Annotated in this window: 10 protein-coding genes; all 10 read left to right on the top strand. The window is 35.0% G+C overall.

The window, feature by feature from the left end:
* The first annotated feature begins 36 nt into the window (after positions 1-36).
* A complete protein-coding gene (locus tag KO515_RS10300) occupies positions 37-879 on the top strand; it encodes a universal stress protein (RefSeq protein WP_215936282.1) in 843 nt (280 codons plus the stop codon).
* Positions 880-927: 48 nt separating this feature from the next.
* A complete protein-coding gene (locus KO515_RS10295) occupies positions 928-1761 on the top strand; it encodes a universal stress protein (protein ID WP_215936281.1) in 834 nt (277 codons plus the stop codon).
* Positions 1762-1813: 52 nt separating this feature from the next.
* The gene (locus KO515_RS10290; RefSeq protein ID WP_215936280.1) at positions 1814-2653 is read left to right on the top strand and encodes an ATP cone domain-containing protein; all 840 of its coding nucleotides are present in this window, start codon (positions 1814-1816) and stop codon (positions 2651-2653) included.
* Between the two features lie 15 nt (positions 2654-2668).
* A complete protein-coding gene (locus KO515_RS10285; protein WP_215936279.1) occupies positions 2669-4042 on the top strand; it encodes an MBL fold metallo-hydrolase RNA specificity domain-containing protein in 1374 nt (457 codons plus the stop codon).
* Between the two features lie 107 nt (positions 4043-4149).
* Complete coding sequence (locus KO515_RS10280; protein ID WP_215936278.1) at positions 4150-4599, top strand: hypothetical protein; 450 nt, start codon at positions 4150-4152, stop codon at positions 4597-4599.
* A gap of 506 nt (positions 4600-5105) precedes the next feature.
* Positions 5106-8114 carry a T9SS type A sorting domain-containing protein gene (locus tag KO515_RS10275; protein WP_215936277.1) on the top strand — a complete coding sequence of 1003 codons (3009 nt, stop codon included), beginning with the start codon at positions 5106-5108 and terminating at the stop codon, positions 8112-8114.
* 333 nt (positions 8115-8447) lie between these two features.
* Positions 8448-10031 carry a helix-turn-helix domain-containing protein gene (locus tag KO515_RS10270; RefSeq protein WP_215936276.1) on the top strand — a complete coding sequence of 528 codons (1584 nt, stop codon included), beginning with the start codon at positions 8448-8450 and terminating at the stop codon, positions 10029-10031.
* Positions 10032-11189: a tetratricopeptide repeat protein gene (locus KO515_RS18930; protein WP_215936275.1), complete on the top strand. Its 1158-nt coding sequence runs from the start codon at positions 10032-10034 to the stop codon at positions 11187-11189. It begins immediately after the preceding gene.
* A 287-nt stretch (positions 11190-11476) separates the two neighbouring features.
* A complete protein-coding gene (locus KO515_RS10260; RefSeq protein WP_215936274.1) occupies positions 11477-18664 on the top strand; it encodes a choice-of-anchor J domain-containing protein in 7188 nt (2395 codons plus the stop codon).
* 33 nt (positions 18665-18697) lie between these two features.
* Complete coding sequence (locus tag KO515_RS10255) at positions 18698-19633, top strand: PorP/SprF family type IX secretion system membrane protein (protein WP_215936273.1); 936 nt, start codon at positions 18698-18700, stop codon at positions 19631-19633.
* Positions 19634-19651 lie beyond the last annotated feature (18 nt).

The following is a 19651-nucleotide window of genomic DNA, read 5'->3' as shown; positions in this document are numbered from 1 at the left end:
TCTTAACTTTAGTTAAGTAATTTTAAAACAAGCGTTATGTTCTCTGTTCTACTTCCCACCGATTTTTCCGAAAATTCTCGGAATGCAATTGATTATGCTGTACAATTGTTACAACATGAAGAATGCACATTTTACGTGTTCAATGCGTATACCCCTGTAATTTATCACGTGGAATATGTTTTGGGCTATCCGGCTCAATTTGGCTTAGCAGATGCTGTTAGAAATACATCACAGAATAATCTGAATGAGCTCGTAACATCCCTTACGGATACGTACAATAATCCGCACCATAAATTTGAGACCTTTGCGAGATTTGATACGCTAGTGTTTGGTATTAAAGAATTTGTTGATGAGCATAAAATTGACTTTGTTGTTATGGGAACTAAAGGAGCAACAGGCGCAAAAGAAGTGCTATTTGGTTCTAATACGGTACACGTTTTTAAAGAAGTCAAATGTCCGGTATTGGCTGTGCCGTCAGACTTCGCTTTTGAAGCACCTCACGAAATTTTATTTCCTACCGATTTGGACGTCTCATATGATGATTCAAATCTTAAAATCCTTAAAGAATTAGTAGCCTCAAATCACGCCAGATTAAATGCTTTGCATGTGTCAACGGGTTATGAGCTTACAGAGAAGCAAAAAGGTCATAAAGAAAAATTAGAATTCTTATTTAAGGACTTTGCATTTCTGTATCATGAAGTTAAAACTACAGAAATTCCTAAGGCTATACATGAATTTCAAATTAAGCATAAAATTAACCTCTTAGTAATGATAAACAATAAGCATTCCTTCTTTGAGAATTTGTTCTTTAAAAAAACAATTAATCAGATCGGTTTTCATCTTAATGTTCCCTTTATGGTAATACCTTCAGAGGTGTAAGTTGACTCTGAATGAAATCAATTTGCTAATAATAAATTCGATACAGTCATGACAAAACACATACTATTACCCACGGATTTTTCAGATAATGCATGGAGTGCAGCTGTTTACGCCATAAAACTATATGCTAAGGTTGAGTGTAAATTTTATTTCTTACACGCTTGGTCAGTAGCCAACCATATCGCCAGAACTTATATTACAACAAATTATGTAGAGTCTGTAAAAGGCGAAGCATTACGGCAATTGGTAGAGTTAAAACAAATGTCTATGAATGCTGATCGTAACGCAAATCATAGTTTTGAAATTATCCTAAGCAAAGATAAATTGCAGAAAGCTATAGCTACAGCCGTTGAAAAGTATAAGATAGATATGGTGGTTATGGGTACAAACGGAGCTTCAGGAACTAAAGCGTTATTCTTTGGAAGCAATACCGTGAACATTATAAAAACAAAAGTGTGTCCAATTTTGATTGTTCCTGATGAGTTCGATTTTATTGCGCCCAAACAAATTGCATTTCCTACAGATTTTAATCGGTTTTACGGTGAAGAATTACAACCATTAAAAGACTTAGCGGATTTAAATGATTCAAAAGTTAGAGTTGTTTATATTACTAAAAATAATAAGCTATCAAGTATACAAGATTATAATTTGTCTATGCTAAAAATGTATTTGGAAAACCATCCGCACACCTTTCATTGGATGCCAGATTACGCGAAAAAACATGAAGAAATAAATGATTTTATTGACGAGTTAGATATTGATATTCTAGTAATGATAAACTACGAACATAGTGTAATTGAAAATATAATGAACGAACCTGTAATACCTAAAATAGGGTTTAACCCCAAAATCCCATTTTTGGTAATTCCTTGTACAGTTTGATGTATCCGCGATTGATGACTCTATAGGTAATGATACTTTTAAAACTTAAATTATGAATGTTGAAGCTATAGATATTATTAAATACTCAGGTGAAAAAGTAAAATTTTCACTGGATAAATTACGGACGTCTTTAAAAAGGACTGGAGCTGACGATGACATCATTAATCCCGTTTTAGATAAAGTACGAGATGAATTATATCAAGGTATTTCAACTAAAGAAATCTACAATAGGGCATTTGCATTGTTGAAAAAAAATAAAACTCATTTTGCTTCAAAATATAAACTGAAAAGAGCGATTTATGAATTAGGACCGACAGGTTTTCCATTTGAACGTTTTGTCAGTGCAGTTTTGAAGTATTCAGGTTACAAGACAGAGGTTGGTAAAACGTTACAAGGCAAATGTGTCTCTCATGAAATCGATTTCATCGCTCATAAAAATGCTGAATCAACCATTGTTGAATGTAAATTTCATGGTGAGCAAGGGCTTAAATGTAATGTGAAAATTCCTTTATATATTAATTCAAGATTTCAGGATGTAAAAGCCAACTGGAATAAAAACTCTAAAAATAAAGTATCACTTACACAAGGTTGGGTGGTGACCAACACAAGGTTTACAAAAGATGCCTTGCAATATGGTAAGTGTTGTGGATTGTATTTATTGAGTTGGGATTATCCACCAAATAACGGTTTAAAAGATAGGATAGACCGATTAGGGTTGTACCCAATAACCGTTTCGACATTGCTAAGTCAAAGAGAAAAACAATTTCTACTTAGTCGATCTGTAGTATTGTGTAGAGATTTAATAAATGACAAGTTTTATTTAGACCATCTTGGAGTTTCCGAGACGCGGAAAAAGAAAATTCTAAGTGAGATTTCTCAATTGTGTGGTTAATTAAATAATTGAATCATGGAAAAATTTGTAAAAATCAATTTCTTGGGTGCAGCAGGAGTTGTGACGGGATCAAAATTTTTAATTGAAACGTCAGAACAAAACATACTGATTGATTGCGGTATGTTTCAAGGTCTAAAAGTATTAAGAGAACTCAATTGGGAGGATTTACCTATTGATGTGTCTTCTATTGATGTGGTGTTGTTAACGCATGGGCATTTAGATCATGTTGGTTATTTACCTCGCTTATTACAACAAGGATTTAAAGGTAAAATTAAAGGGACAGCACCAACACTCGCTATAGCAGAAATTATTTTAAGAGACAGCGCTAAAATTCACGAAGAAGAAGCTGATAAAGCCAATAAAGAAAAATTGAGTACGCACATTCCTGCGTTACCATTTTATACCATTAAGGATGCTGAAAACACCTTAAAACAATTTGAGATGGTGCCAGAAGATAAATGGATTCAGTTATCAGAGCATATGTCATGTCGTTTTCAATATAATGGTCATATTATAGGTTCTACATTCATAGATCTAGACATCAATGGCAAACGATTTGTATTTTCTGGTGATATAGGAAGACCCAATGATTATTTACTTCATAAGCCCAAAAAACCAGAGTGGGCCGATTTTCTATTTATGGAAAGTACCTACGGTAATAAATTACATCCAAAAGACAATATTGAAGATGTTTTAACAAATATTGTTTTAGAAACCTTGCATAAAAAAGGTAATCTTATAATTCCAAGTTTTGCCGTAGAGCGATTACAAACGCTCATGTATATCCTTTGGAAGCTGTATGAGCAACATAGAATTCCTAATATCCCCATTTTTGTAGATAGTCCAATGGGTAATAATGTGTTGGATGTTTTTAAACGTTTTCCTAAATGGCATAAATTATCGGTGCAAGATTATAATGCCATGTGCAATCATGTCAATATTATTCAATTGTATAAAGAAACCTGGGAAACCATTGACGATAAGCGATCTAAAATTATTATTGCTGGTAGTGGTATGGTTACGGGAGGACGCGTACTTACATATTTGCAGCAACTGATAGATGAGCCCACAACGACAGTAGTGTTGGTTGGTTATCAGGCAGAAGGAACACGTGGTAGACAATTGTTAGAAGGTGCACACGAGATTCGCTTTTTTGGTAAATACTATCCTGTAAAAGCAACTATAAAAAGTATTGAAAGTTTATCCGCTCACGGAGACCAGAAAGATTTATTAGATTGGGTAAGCAATATTAAAAATATACCCGAACATGTCTATTTAATTCATGGAGAACCCACAGCACTCGATGCGTTTAGAGTAAAATTAAAAGATGAATATCATTGGAACGTTACTATTCCAAAATTGTCAGATGTTCAAAAAGTTATACTTTAAATGAAATTGTAAATAATTAATTGAAAAGCTGACAATTGTCATGGAAGTTTTTAGATATAGACAGTAACTTAGTAGTGGAATTTTTTAACCTTAAACTCTTAAAAGTCATGAAAACTTCACAAAAACAATTACGCTACGCAGAATGGTTAAGTGCAGAAGAAATGCATTTAGACTCTAAAGAATGGTTGTCCGAATTGAATTTTACAAAAGATGAACATTTGTTTTTTGAAGATTTAGTCACACAATTTACATCGCAATTAATTGCATCCGAGAAGTTTTCTGATAGCATAGAGCTCGTAGACGCCATTAATAAATCAGAAAAGTATAACAATGAACTTATTGAGGCTGTTAACAATCACGAAAATGAATTGCAAATAATGTTGGATGGCATTGATCAAAAAAAAGAAGAGAAAGCCTATACTAAAGCACACCTGGATTTAATTGTTTCTATTACAGCATTCTTAAAAGAGTATAAGTCATTAAAAATGCAACTTTTTGAAATTATAAAAAACATTATAAAAGAAGAAAAAGTAAGTCATTTGTTAGATAGGGAATAAACTTTTGAAAATTAAGCTTCTATTAATTGTATGACGTTACCTCACAAACGTTTTTAGTCCCAAAAATAAATGGCATATTTCTGTTATATATTTTCATTATAGACGACATGGAATACTATGTTGTAACGACTTCCTGTATACCTTAAAAATTTCGATGGTCTAAACCGAACATAGAGCAAATCAACGAAAATTAATTCGTTATGATTTAAATTGTTTAGCCCACTTCATTAGGTCTAAATTATTTGAATATTAAATTTTAAAATATTCAAATAGCATCAAAAAAGAAACTATTTCTCAATATTCTCTAAGTTTTAGGGAATGTTTCCTGTTTTATTGTAATCTATTCATTTTTAGTGTTTTGTGGTTGTTTTATAGTTTCAAATTTCCGTAAATACCAAATATAGAATCTTTTTTAGCGCACGTTCTTATTATATATTAGAGCTCAGAAGAGTTGTATTCCCATAGAATATAATTAATACTAACTAATTATTTAAATCCTAAATTCAATGAAAAAAATTACACTTTATTTTGTGATGCTGTTTAGTATCTCAGCATTCTCACAAGTTGAGATTGTTGACAATTTTAATAGTGAATCTAACAACGCTGTACCATCAAACTGGACTGGTGACATGCTTGCCGGTTCTAGTTTTATTTGTGATGGAGAAGGTCTTAGTGCTTGGACGTTCTTACCAGCAGGACAATCAGCTTCATTAGTATCGCAAAATTATACAGGAATATCTAATGGTACAAATCTTACAGCTAATTTTACGTATAACATTTTTGAGAGATCGAGTCAGTTTCCAGGAGCATTGAGTACTGCGCCTGCTGCGGATTGGGGAAGTTTAGTGTTAGAGTATTCCACTGATGGTGGTACAAATTGGATATCTATTTCTACTATAGACGATTCTAATTATACGTTTAGTGATGCAGCGACATGTCAGAGTATTAGTATTTCCGCCGGTACAATTGCAGATGGAAGTGACGTTCAAATAAGGTTTGTGGCAGATATTGTAAATGTTGCGGGATTTAGAACGGTTGTGCTTATAGATAATGTATCAATTACTCAAGAGGCTGACGCAATCCCTAATTGTGACGCGACGTTAACATCACCTTTAAGTGGAGCGACAGACGCCGATGTTGATATGGCTTTAACTTGGCAAGCAGCTACAGGATTAGCAACAGGTTATACAGTATCGGTTGGTACAACTTCCGGTGGTACAGATATCGTTAATGCACAAACAACTACAGAAACGAGTTACCCATTAACAGGTTTAGATTACGTTACAGAATATTTTGTAAACATCGTACCGTTTAATGGTATTGGTGATGCTACAGGTTGTACGGAAGAAAGTTTTACAACACGTACTGCGCCTTTAGCAGGTGCGACATGTGGTAGTCCAATAGAAGTGTCTTCATATCCCTTTGTAGTAGCTTCTGGAAATACTGCAGATTATGAGAATAATATTGATGATAACCCATGTAGTTCATCTTATATGAACGGGAACGATGTCTTTTATAGAATTTCACCGACAACAGATGTTTCTGTAAATATTGAAGTCAACGGAATTATTCCAGCTACAAGTAATAGAGCTGGTTTAATGGTGTTTCAAGACTGTCCAGATGTGGCAACAGAATGTATAGCTGATAACACCTCGTACTCAGGAGATTCAAGAAGTTTGACAGACGTAGTGCTATTAGCAGGTAATACCTATTTTGTAGTACTGAGTACGTCAAACGCCAATAATACATTTGAATACACTTTAATTATTACAGAAAACAGTTGTATTAATCCAACAATCGATTCATTAACTACTGTGTCAGATTGCGATAATGGACAGTTTACAGTAGCTGTAGATGTGTCTTACTTAGGGAGTGCAACATCTCTAACTTTAACTGATGATGATGCCACTTCAGCAGATGTTACTGGCATTACTACTACAGGTCTTTACACAGCTGGGCCTTACGCATCAGGAACAATAGTTAATTTCTCATTAACGAATGATGATGATAGTTCATGTTCTTACGCGGATTCAACTTATTTCTATTGTCCACCGACTAATGATGAGTGTGGAGCTCCAATTAGCTTAACTGTTAATACCGATGATACTTGTACAATATTTACAAGTGCCACTAATGCAGGTGCAACCCAATCCACAGCAGATCCAGATACATGTGGGTTAGCAACGAATAATACTAACGACGTTTGGTTTAGTTTTGTGGCAGCGAGTGAAACGACCATTTTAGAATATTTAAATATAGAATCGACGCCTGGTTATAATACAGGTGGAACTATACAAGCTACTGAATTATTAGAAGGAAGTTGTGGAGCGTTAACAAGTATTAGTTGTTACATTACAAACTATGTTACGTTTACTGGTTTAACTATTGGAAACACCTATTACATCCGTAACAACACTAGATTATCTGGAGAATATGCTCAGAACTATGATATCTGCTTAAGAAACGCTCCTGCACCACCCGCTAACGATGCGTGTGCAAGTGCAGCTGTATTAACGGCATCAACTGATGATATGTGTAATAATGCTGTCTCTGGTACTACAGTCGGAGCAACATTATCTTCAGACAACTCTTGTAATACAGAAGGCTATGGTGATGTTTGGTATGTGTTTAATCCTACAACTACAGCGAATTACGAATTTCTTTTAACAAGAGGTGCTACTTCACCTTCTACGTACTATTCAATTTATGAAGGAACTTGTGGATCTTTTACAGAAGTAACGACATCTTGTAATACTAATTCAGAACAAATTGTATTGTTAGATAGTAGCTCAACTTATTATGTAATGGTTCAATCTAGCCAAGTAGGTGAAGGTATAACTTTTGATTTATGTGTTACGGAATTACCTCCTGCGCAAGCTAATAGTGATTGTTCTGGAGCTATATCATTTAATGAATCTCCAGATTCAGCAGGTGCGAACAGAATTTCAGGAAATTTAGATAATGCTTATTATTCACCAGAAGGGGCTTGTAGTAGTTCTTACGCATCTCTATGGTACGAGTTTACTCCTAGTATAACAGGTGTTTATAATTTTGAATTAATTAGAACGTCAGGATCAGCGTATTATACGGTATATGATTCTAATGTATGTTCAACGGATTTAGATTATTTAGGTGGTGATATAAACAGTTGTTTTGAATCTGGAACTGATTCAGGTCCTGTTGAAGCAGGAACAACTTACTTAGTGAGTATTCAAGCAAGTAGTGCAGCTGAATTTGAGTTCTTTGCGTATCCAGATCCAGCCTTAAGCTTAGCTTCCAATGAAGTAGATTCATTTAAGTATTACCCAAATCCGGTAAAGAATGAATTAACTGTTGAAGCAAAAACGTCAATATCTCAAATAAGCATTCATAATATTGTAGGTCAAAAAGTTAAGGGAATGACCCCAAATAGCTTAACGACAACAGTGGATATGAATGAATTGAATACAGGTGTTTATTTTGTAACCGTACAAATTAATAGTTCTGTAAAAACATTTAGGGTTATTAAAGAATAATCTTGAATATAGTGATTAATAGCAGAAAAGGGCAACATGAAAATGTTGCTCTTTTTTTTATTCCTAAAAAATAAGAATTATAGAATATTTAAAAATTTTACGATTTTAAATGTCATAAAAAGATTTTAAGCAATGTTATGATGTTTTATTTAAGAGTATCAAATATTTAAGCGATTTACACCGCTGTTTCATGCAAGCTGGATAAGGTTGGCTATGGTTATCCTATAAGAAAGTTTAGTATATTTACTATCTCACAATAGTTAAATGAACCTTATTTTTAGTTTAATTATTGTTAATCTTTGAGTTAAGAAGACAGTTTTTGACGAACTAAAAATGAAACAAAAAGACTCCTCTTGTTGCAAAATAATTCGTTCAATTATTGTTTGGGCTGGTCTTTTATTGGTCTGTTTTAGCCATGCACAAGACAACAAGCTTATCACTAAAGCGCAAGAATTGGTGTTTTCAAATCCAGATGAATCACTCAAAATAGCAGAACATATATTAACGACAAGTCAAAAACCAGAACACATAGCTAACTCTAATCTGTTAATTGCTAAAGCTCAAATTGTGAAAGGTGATTATAACGAAGCAGTGATTCACGCTTTTGATAAAAATAATCTTGTAAAATCCATTAGTAAGCACACACAATTAGAATTAAACCTACTCAAAGCGCAACTGTTACGACGTGTTTATTTAGATAAGCAAGCTCAAGAATTTATAGAAAAGAGTAGCACACTGAGTGAGAACTTACCTCAAAGTTCATATAAAGATTCCATACAATGTTTAATAAAATTAGAGCAAATCTATACGTATAATACAAGGAGAAATAGTGATAAAGCGATACACTTAATTGAAAACACAGAACGTCAATTCAATACATTTTTAAAAACAAATACTATTGAAAAACGGGCTTTATATCTCGCTAAAGAAAGAGCTTTTAATAATTTATCTCAGTATGATTCAGCTGTAGTTTATATAGAAAAAACTTTAGATTTATTAAACGTATCCGAATTCAACGACCTTTACCAAAAAGCTTTAATATATAAAGAATTAGGGTATTTATATTTACAGAAAAAAGAATTTAGCAAAAGTGAAGAATCGCTTTCAATTGCCTCAAGATTTGCAGAGATAATTAATAATCCAATACTCTTAATGGAGATAAATAGAGATTTGTCTATTAGTTATTTAGCTTCAAATCAAAATGCGAAACATAAGATTTTTAATGAGAAATATTTGAGTTTAAATGCTGAAGTTGAAAGGACAGAACAAATGGCTGTAAATTCATTATACACACTACTTTCAGATCAAGATAAGGATTACTATAGCTCTCAAAAAGAAACCCATAATAATTATTTATATCTATTAATTGCTGGTTTACTTGGAGCGATAGTTATAGGTGGTTATTTGGTTTTAAAAGGTCAAGCAGTAAAAAAACGACGTAAAGAAATTATTAAGTACTTAGAAATTGTTAGAAATAAGGATATTAAAAGTAAGCCTGTAAAAAAAGCAAAACCAAAGCGCATTCCAATTCCAGAAGAAACAGAACAGTTAATTTTGTCTAAACTGAAACGGTTTGAAGCTTCAAAAAAATTTTTAAACAAAGATATTTCACTAGCTGTATTGGCAGGACAGTTTGATACCAACACTAAATACTTGTCTGGTGTAATTAATAAACACTACGATGATAATTTTAACACCTTTATAAACAAGCTCCGTGTTAATTACGTCATCGATAAATTAAAAAATGACCCACATTACATAAATTATAAAATTAGTTTTCTTGCAGAAGAAAGTGGGTATTCCTCTCATAGTAGTTTTGCAACTGTCTTTAAGTCAATTGTTGGGATGTCTCCGGTAACATTTATTAAGTTGATTCAAAAAGAACGCGCAGCATTAAAAAAGAATACGACTAGTTAAGTGAAAAAAAGTAGATTGCATATTAGTCTTATTTTGGTACTTAGTGTACCCTTCTTTTCATTCGCAATGTTATCTCATCCGCAAGCTAAAGAAATAGATAGTATTCTAGAATACAGTTATCAGAAGGTGTATGATAATCCTAATGAGTCCATTGATTTAGCGCTTTCGGTTTATGAAAATCCAGATTATTCCGCAAAAACTAAGGTGAAGGCTTTAATGCTTTTGTCATTTGCTTATACTTCTAAACGAAATTATCAAAAAGCGCTAGAATATATTATAAAAGCAGATGAATTTTCTAAACCACTTAATGATAAAGTACTTCAAATAGAAATCTTATTTAAAACAGGAATCCTTTACCAACAGCTCAAAATCTTTGATAAATCAATTGAGTATTTGGAGAAAACCGAACAAATGGCGTTGTTGTACCCAGATCGTGAAGCGGTAAGTAAATACATTGCTAATAGTTATTCCGTGAAAGGTTTTATTTATAAGGATAATCTCAATTGTGATATTGCTTTAGAATTTTTTGATAGAGGTATTGCAGAATATCAAAATGTTAAAAATGAAGAAGTAAATACCAACCTAAGTATAGTTTATTACAACAAAGGTAACTGCTATACCTTGCTATCTGAGTATGGTAAAGCTAAAAACAGTTTTAATAGAGCTATTGCCTTAGCCGAATTATCTAAAGCCAATAGTCTCATTGCATTTGCTAAAAAAGGCTTGGCAGCTGTGTCAACGGCACAAGGTGATTATCAGAATGCGATTAATTACTTAGAAGATGCCCTAGAACAATCTAAGAATGTTGGTGATATTGTGCTCAATTCAAGTATTTACAATGGTTTGTTGGAGAACCATTTGGCGTTAAATCAGTGGGAAGACTATCAGAAGTATTACGACCTTTATACTAACAGCCAATTACAGATTAAAATAGCAGAACGTAACTCAATAAGTGATTCATTAGGTGATAACGCCAAACGTAAAAATGAAAATGTTTCCGACCTTGAGAAACAGACTTCAAACCGATTAAAAATCTTCCTTTTATTAGTTGTTCTTATTTTTTTAAGTGTCTTCTTTATTGTAAAAAAGAACAGAAAAACGATTGCTGCATTGCAAAAACGAATAGAAATACTTCAAAATCTGAAATCGGGTTCTTAAACGCTGAATAACTTCTTTTTAGTTCTTAATTACCTGTTTTATAGTTGTTTGTCGGGCTTTTTAAACTTTCAAATTTCCGTAATTATCAAATGTATAGTCTTTATATACACTAAACCTGTTTGTATATTTATAAAAATTCAACTAGAAAATATTACAGCATGAAAACTGAGTTACATCCCGAGATAATGAATAATCATTTTTTTTCGTTATTTCAATCTAACAATCACGACAAGCTTAAGCTAAGTTTTAAAAGCACTAAATCAAGACTGATTTTAATGCTTTTTTTCATGTTACTTTATTCAAGTTATAGTTTCGCACAATTAGCAGAAAACTTTGATAGTGGCATTCCAACAAACCCAGGAGAATGGACCATTATTAATAATGGAGTAGGTACTCTAGATTGGTCTTCAACAACAGACGGGTATTTAAGTACAAATGGAGCTTCTATAAATCCAAGTGCAGAAAATATTGGCGACCAAAATACGGCTCAGTATTTTTTAGTAACGCCTCAAGTTACCGTTCCCGAAAATGGTGAAATTCAATTTTACACCAAACAAGGTAGTGAAGCTGATAATGGTTCACAATATGAAATAAGGCTTTCTACGGCAGCCCAACCAGACGTCAATGGGTTTAACATTACAATTCAATCGTATACCGAAGCGAATCTAAATGTTGGAGCTCAAACCAATTATGAAAAAAAGGTCATAGAGATCCCTACTTCAATTCCAGCAGGATTAAATATTTATATAGCATTTGTAGCTATAAATACTCAAAATGGAGCAACACCTACTGGTGATGAATGGTTTGTAGATAGCGTTTCTATTTTAGAAGGTTGTGCAGAAATTGAGGATGCAGATGTTACCATTAGTGATATTACAGTTGATGGTGCAGAAGTCACATGGTCACATCCTACAGCTTCAAATTTTGAAATTCAAATTTTACCTGTTGGTGGAGTTCCTGCAGATAGTGGTATTCCCGTAACAGGTACATCTTATGCTCTGAACAATTTAGATGAAGATACAGAATTTGATATTTACTTATCTGCCGTATGTGATAATGATACACAAAGTGCTTTTACAGGGCCTTATACGTTTAAAACATTAAAATTTGGTTTGTCTTGCGAGGCACCAATTGAAATTGGAGATATTTCCACAACTCCTTATGTGCTAATAGATAATTTGGATAATTGGAGCAATCCAGATGTAACGTATACAACTCAAGGAAATAATTGTGTAGCAGGTTCTACAACAACGAATTATTTAAATGGGAATAAGATATTCTTATCTTATACACCAACTCAAGATGGTTTATTAAGCTTAACACAAGAAACAGGAACTGACGGTGGAGCAAATGGTAACAATTGCTATAATAGTAGAAGTTCGTTATTTGTTTATGACAGTTGTGCAGATGTTGGTGTAAATTGTACTGCAGGTGTTATAACGACTAGTGCTTTCGATCCTAAAACCATATCTAATCTATATGTAGAAGCAGGACAAACTTATATAATTGTTGTGTCATCCGAGTTAACAACGACTGCAGGAATCTGTTTTGAACTTGAAATATCGGCGCCTACATGTGCACCTCCAGGCGATATTGCGTACAATAGTCTAACCGAAGATAGTGTTAACTTTTCATGGAGTAATATTGGCGGATTTTCAGATTCTTGGGAATATGCAATTGTGTCAACAGGTGCAGGTGAGCCAACTGGTTCAGGTACTGCTACAATATCAAATACAGATAACCTAATTAATTCAGGATTAACACCAGCAACTACTTACGATTTTTATGTAAGATCTGTTTGTAGTGGTACACCTGGTGTTTGGAGCACTCCAATAACTTTTACAACGCAATGTACTGTATTTGATACTCCATATTTTACCGATTTTGCTTCTGCTACAAATGCAACTCCAGAGCCTTGTTGGACAACTATTGATGCCAACGGCGATGGTACTCAATGGGCTTTTATTGGTGGTTATGCAACTTTGCAAACAAGGGTGAATAATGTCAATGGAATAAGTACTGACTATTATGTCTCTCCTCAAATTAATTTCGATGGAGTTCAAAAAAGAATACGTTATAAGCATAGAACAACTCAAGGCACTTCAACGTATACTATAAAATTATCCTCAACGGGTGTTGGAGTGGATGACTTTACTACAGTTGTTTTACCTGAAACCTCTATAAACAATACAGGGTTTATTGAAAATATCGTTGATATTCCTGACGGTATTACGGGTAATGTAAATATTGCATTTGTTATTGAGCCTAATACATCAGAAACGGCTTTAAGGCTGTCTATCGATGATGTATATATCGAAGATAAACCGACCTGTCCAGATCCTTTGAATCCATTTGTTTTACCATCACAAATAACCACCAATTCAGCTTGGTTATTTTGGTCAGCTGGTGATGGGGAAACGCAGTGGGAAGTAGCGATACAAGATTTAGGTTCTGGAGTGCCAACAACAAGTGGCATATTGGTAGATAGTAATTTACCTTATATTGCAACGGACTTAGATTCAGGAAAACGATACGAGTTTTACGTAAGAGCGTATTGTGGAGAGGATGATCAAAGTCAGTGGGTTGGACCTGTTGCGTTTACAACTTTATGTGAATCTTATGATACTCCGTTCGTTGAAAGTTTCAATGATGACGATTCAGAAACCCAAAAGTTTTGTTGGAATACAGACAATGGTTCTTGGATAATTGACGAAACAGATGCTTACATCAATGCAGCAACGGATTATGATGATTATTTAATTTCACCTGCCATTGTTTTAGACGGAACACCAAAACTTTTAAAATATAAGTATAGATCTGAATTTTCATTCTTTACTGGGTCTCCACGATTTGGGCTTCAGGTACTCATGTCAACAACCAATTCCAATCCAACAAGTTTTACTGAAATTTTACCTTTAGAAGTTTTTACAAATCCTAATTATATTGAAAACTCTGTTGTTATAGAAGGTACAGGTACTGTTTATATTGCGTTTAGAGTGCCACCAGAATTTACAGGTGCTGCTTCTATTCTAAGTATAGATGACGTAAGTATTACTGATGCTCCATCTTGTCCAAATCCTACAGATTTATTGGTTGATGGATTGTATACTACAAGTGCAGATTTATCATGGACTGCTGGATATGACGAAGCCGATTGGAATATTGTTGTGCAACCACAAGGCACTGGTGTTCCAACGGATTCTGGAGTGGCAGTAACTACAGCAAGTTATACAGCAGACAATTTATCTGCGGACACAACTTACGAATTTTATGTCATGGCCGATTGTGGTGATGGTACCAGTGAATGGGTGGGGCCAGTGATCTTTACAACGCTATGTAACCCGCTCACATCTCCATTTGTTGAAACCTTTAATTCTGATTCGGAATCTGAAAGTTGTTGGAGAGTTGTAAATAATAATAATGATAACGAGACATGGGAATTAAATACGACAGGCTTTACCTATGAAGGAGACCAAGCTGCTGTAATGTTCACAGGTACAAATGGTCTAAATGACGATTATCTTATTTCACCAACCATTACTATTACAGAAAATCAACGACTACGATATTATTATAGAGTAAATGATAGCTTCTTTACTGAAGATTTAGACGTGCTTCTTTCAACTAATGGTGCGGCTTTAGATCAATTTACAACCGTACTTTACGATTCTGATGCGGATCCTGTCCTCATAAACAATGTTGAATATAAGGTGAAGATTGTTAATTTCCCTGCAGGTATTTCGGGGGATATTAACATTGCATTCCATGTGCCATTTTTTGCAAGTACAAATACATACAGAGGACAAACATTAGCAATAGATAATATAAATATTGAAGACGTACCAGAGTGTGCCGAACCAACTAATGTATTTATTGATAATATTACGGATACTCAAGTGCAGGTCCATTGGGAAGCTAATGGTTCTGAAACCGCATGGGAAATATCAGTGCAACCAACCGGAACTTCAGCTCCAATTGGAGATACAGATCCTGAGTATTTGTATAATGCCACTACAAATCCTTTTACCGTAACCGGGTTAGAGGCTTCAACAATGTACGATGTCTATGTAAGAGCAGTTTGTGACGGCAATGATGGTGAATGGACAGGTCCAATAGTAGTTACTACCAAATGTAGTTTCGAAAACTTATGTCAATATACATTTTTATTGACCAGTGAAACAGATGTGTCTGCAACCTTAGATATTACTCAAAATAATCAAGTCGTACAATCATTGCCATTCGAAGGAAATGATGCAGAATCATTTACGGTATTTTTATGTTCTGGTGCGGAGTTTTCAGCATATTTTGATACCATAGGAAGTAATCAAGATCAATACTCTAGTTATCAGTTTGATGTGTTAGATAGTGATGGTGTATTAGTGTATTCTAGTCCAGAAGGTATTGCTTTAAGGACAACCGTTTATACCGGTACTTCAATATGTGGAACGATTACTTGTCCACAACCAACGGATTTATCAATCGATGACCAATCCGTATTCTCATGGACCGCAGGTGGCTCTGAAACGCAATGGGAAGTAGCGATACAGCCAATTCAAAATGGTACAATTCCACAATCAGGAACTATTGTGTCAACAAACTCCTTTACGCCATCTGACGCTGATTTCAATGATCCAAATGCAGCGACATATGAATACTTTGTGAGAGCAGTTTGTGGTACAGATGATGAAAGTTTTTGGTCTGGTCCTTTCGGGTTTATTAGAAATGATGATATTTCTAATGCCATTGCGATTCCAATTAATGACAATGAAATTTGTAACGAAGCTATTGTTGAAGCTTCCTTTATCGGAGCTACAGTGTCATCGGAAACTATGAGTTGCGATGGTACAAATGGAGGTGATGTTTGGTTCGAGTTTACAGCGGAATCTTTAATCCATACTATAGAAGTTAATAATTATAGCGGTGGCTTTAGAGATAGTAATGGAGATCCGTTATATCCGGAACTTACAATGACCTTATATAAAGATAATGGTGGCGGTAATCTTGAAGAATTAGCGTGTACATACGACAACCTCTTAGTCGCTATGTATGCTTCTGAATTAGTTGTAGGTGAGAATTATAAATTAAGATTAACCCTAAATAGTAGTAACCCTACCGCTTATAGATTTAGCGTATGCCTTAAAACACCAGACGATTTATGTAATGGAAGTACGATAAATGGTGGTTTTGAAGAGCCTAATCTAACCGGTTTAAGTGGTGTTACTACCATTATTTCTATGAATACGGTTCCAGGATGGCGTTCTAATTTAGATTCTTCTAATGATATTTTTTATTGGGAATCTTTAAACGCACCAGGTTTTCAGCCGTACGAAGGTGGACAGTGTGTACAACTATTATCAGATCAAGGTGTCGCTATTGATCCTAATGATACTGTAAATGTTAAAGGATTTTATAGAGATTTTGATACGTCTGAAATTAGCTTAATGGATTTCAGTTATGCGCATTTGGCAAGATTTGATGATAATTCAATTGAGTTATTCGCTGGTCCAATTGATGGTCCTTACACATTGGTAAACGAACACCTTGGGGCAACCTTAGCATGGGATGTAGTTACAGGTGAATATAGTGTGCCAGCCGGACAAGAAATAACACGATTTATATTTAGATCAAAAGATAACGCCATAGGTAACGTCATAGATGCCGTTCACATCGTTGCTAATAATGAAATTGTAACAACATCTTTCACTGTTGATTGTACCGATGCCTCTGCTACACTTATGGCAAATGGAACAGGCACATGGATTGCTGGTGAAAACAACCCTGGTCCAGTAACTATTGTTGACTCTAATAATAGTACAACTGATGTTATTAATTTTGTGCAAAATGGTACTTATATATTCACTTGGCAGGCTGGTTACTGTTTTTACGACATCGAAATCACGTACAACGGCATTTCAGACACACCAGAAGTGACGAGTCCAGTAGAATATTGTCTAGGAGATGCAGCATCACAACTGACAGCAACATCATCAGATACCTACAGTTTAATGTGGTTCACCCAAACTGTAGGAGGCACAGGTGCTGCCACCGCACCAACACCAGATACCTCAGTAGTAAGCACAATTACATATTATGCTGCTTATGTAGATGCCGAAGGCTGTGAAGGCCCACGCGCAGAAATAGAAGTGGTTGTGAGTGAATCCTTCACACCAGAACTGACATTTACCTATGATACAACCTGTGTAGTTTCAACAGTAAACCCAACACCAAGTTTGATAACTGATTTTGCAACAGGAGGTACCTTTACATCCACAACGTTAACAGTAGATGCCACAACGGGAGCTGTAGATATGACTTCAGCTAGTGTAGGACAACACGATGTGACTTACACTTACGAAGGAGATGAAGATACCTGTACATCATCAGGTTCCTATGCAGCGACAATAGAGTTTACAGCAGCCTCAGTACCAGTCACAGGATTCAATTACGGCACCACAGCGTACTGTGTATTATCAAGTACAGTGATAACACCAATACTAGATCCAAGCTTTACAACAGGAGGTACGTTTAGTGCCACAAGTTTAACGGTTGATGCCACTACCGGAGCTATTGATTTAGCTACAGCCACAGCCGGAAGTCACGAGGTAACTTACACGGTTGAAGCCGATGAGACCAACTGTTCAGGTTCAGGTATGTTCACAGCAACCATTGAAATTACAGCAAGCACCACACCATTAACAGACTTCAGTTATGTAGAAGATATTTACTGTGCTGATAGTAGCTCTATTTTGCCAGAACTATCTGCTGGCTTTACCACAGGAGGAACGTTTAGTGCAGAAAGTGGTTTGTCTATCAACGCAACAACAGGAGAAATTAATGTTTCATCAAGTACTTTAGGGAATTATAATGTTTCCTATGAAATTTCAGAAGATATTTCAAACTGTATTGAAAATAACACAAGCACCTTTAACATCACCATCCTCGATGCGATCGAAGTCGGAGTAGAAGGTGAGTGTAACGATTCAGACTATATCCTTACCGCTTCACCATTAAATGGTTCATTTGAAAGTAATGAAGCCACTTATACCTGGATGGATGCCAACGGTACTATTGTTGGTGAGAATTCAGAAACGTTTAATGTTTCGGATTATGCAAGTCAAAACACTGATGTAACAGTGCCTTTACAATTTTCAGTCACTATAGACTTCGGAGGTTGTTCTGTAACCACGAGCTACACCACCGAACGATTATCTTGTCGTGATATCCCAAGAGGAATCTCACCAGATGGAAACGGTAAAAACGACGACTTCGATTTATCAGGCTATGGAGTTAAAGAACTCAACATCTTTAACCGTCATGGAGTCAAGGTTTATAACTTTAATGGTACATATACCAACCAATGGTACGGACAAACCAACAACGGAGACGACTTACCAGATGGCACGTATTTCTATACGATTCATAAAGAGGATGGCAGTTCATTAACCGGATGGGTATTTATAAACAGAGCACAGTAATCATAAATGAAAACACAGCAATATAAAATACAAATGGAAAAAGTATATTTTACACTCGCCTTTACACTTATAATCTTAGTGAGTGCCAACGCACAGCAAGACCCTCAGTACACGCAGTACATGTATAATATGAATGTTGTAAATCCGGCGTATGCAGGTTCTAATGAAGCTTTGTCCATAGGATTACTGTACCGCTCACAATGGGTTGGTATTACAGATGCACCAAAAACAGCAACCCTTTCGCTGCACAGTCCAGTAGGTAAAAATGTAGGATTGGGATTATCGGTCATTTCAGATAAAATAGGACCCGTAGAAGAGAATAACGTGTATGCCGATTTCTCATATACCTTAAATTTAGGAGGAGAGCATAAATTAGCCTTCGGAATAAAAGGAGGAGCCACATTCCAAAATATCGGTTTGTTTAGTGATATCGGTAATGGCTATGTACCAGATGCAGGTGATGAAGCCTTTAGCGAAAACACGAGCAATACCTATTTAAACATTGGAGCAGGAGCCTTTTATTATACAGACAATTACTATGTGTCTTTATCTGTACCAAACATGTTAAAGAGTACCTATTTAGATGTGACTAATAACGGTCAGCAATATGAATACGGATCAGAAGTCTTACACTATTTTTTATCCGCAGGTTATGTGTTTGATCTATCAGCCAATACAAAATTTAAACCGTCGTTCTTAGTGAAATCAGCATTTGAAGCACCTACCTCATTAGACGTATCGGCTAACTTTTTGTTTCATGACAAGTTTGAAGTGGGAGCGACCTATCGCTTAGACGACTCAGTAGGAGCAATGGCCAATTTTGCGGTCACCCCAGAGATTAGAATCGGCTATGCTTATGATTACACGACCTCAGATTTAAATATAAAGTCTTCAGGTTCCCATGAGATTATGTTGTTATTCGACCTAAATTTCTCTAAAAAAGTATCCATTTCACCAAGATTTTTCTAACAAAATAAACGTTTTAAA

Origin of the sequence: Winogradskyella psychrotolerans (assembly GCF_018860545.1) — a bacterium.
GTDB classification, from domain to species: Bacteria; Bacteroidota; Bacteroidia; order Flavobacteriales; family Flavobacteriaceae; genus Winogradskyella; species Winogradskyella psychrotolerans_A.
Note: the sequence above shows the minus strand (reverse complement) of the source record. Positions and strands in the feature narration are given on the sequence as shown.